Source organism: Salinimicrobium oceani (assembly GCF_012037645.1).
In genome coordinates, this window is sequence record NZ_JAAVJR010000053.1 from 1 (window position 1) to 927 (window position 927).

2 protein-coding genes are annotated in these 927 nt (G+C 41.6%); both read right to left on the minus strand.

Annotation, left to right across the window (positions count from 1 at the left end; translation table 11 throughout):
* Nucleotides 1-233 (minus strand): (d)CMP kinase (locus HC175_RS15310; RefSeq protein WP_209310005.1); only part of this gene is annotated, 233 nt, incomplete at its 3' end.
* Nucleotides 234-351: 118 nt separating this feature from the next.
* Nucleotides 352-927 (minus strand): S16 family serine protease (locus HC175_RS15315; protein WP_317172325.1); only part of this gene is annotated, 576 nt, incomplete at its 5' end.

The following is a 927-nucleotide window of genomic DNA, read 5'->3' on the forward strand; positions in this document are numbered from 1 at the left end:
TCGGGATTAAAAGTAAATTTTAGGGAAATGAGAGGCAGTTCAGCAATAAGAGCATGAGGATCAAAATGACCTTCAGCAATAAATTCCTGCCTTAGCGCATATAGGGTAACGGCCCGATACATGGCTCCGGTATCTACATAAACATAACCCAGCTCCTTTGCCAGCTGCTTAGCTACAGTACTTTTACCGGTTGATGAAAATCCGTCTATCGCTATGGTTATCCTTTTAGTCATTAATATCTTTTCTGGTGTAGGAGTGCAAAAATAAGGAATCATGCTGCACTTTACAGAACGTAAGTCCAATAAAAAAACCCGGAAGGTCTTTCCGGGGTTTTTATATGTTATTCTAAAATTAAAGTTTCTTCGGATTTTTCACTTTTTCATCCAGGATGGCCAGTTTAATGACTTCTCCCATTTCCTTAACATAGTGGAAGGTAAGACCTTTAAGGTATTCCTCCTTAATCTCTTCAATATCGCGTTTGTTCTCTTCACATAAAATGATCTCTTTTACATGGGCGCGTTTTGCAGCAAGGATCTTTTCTTTGATCCCTCCCACAGGCAACACTTTTCCACGCAGGGTGATCTCACCGGTCATTGCGATATTTTTTTTCACCTTTCTTTGTGTGAAAAGAGAAACCAAAGAAGTCAACATTGTGATCCCGGCACTGGGGCCGTCTTTAGGTGTAGCCCCTTCGGGCACGTGAATGTGCACATTGTACTTCTCCATAATCTCGGGATCTATACCTAATTCTTCGGCATTACCTTTTATATATTCCAGAGCAATGGTGGCCGATTCTTTCATCACCTTCCCAAGGTTTCCCGTAATATTAAGAGAGCCCTTACCTTTTGAAAGTATAGATTCAATGAAGAGGATATCACCTCCCACCGAGGTCCAGGCAAGTCCTGTTACCACTCCGGCAGTTTCATT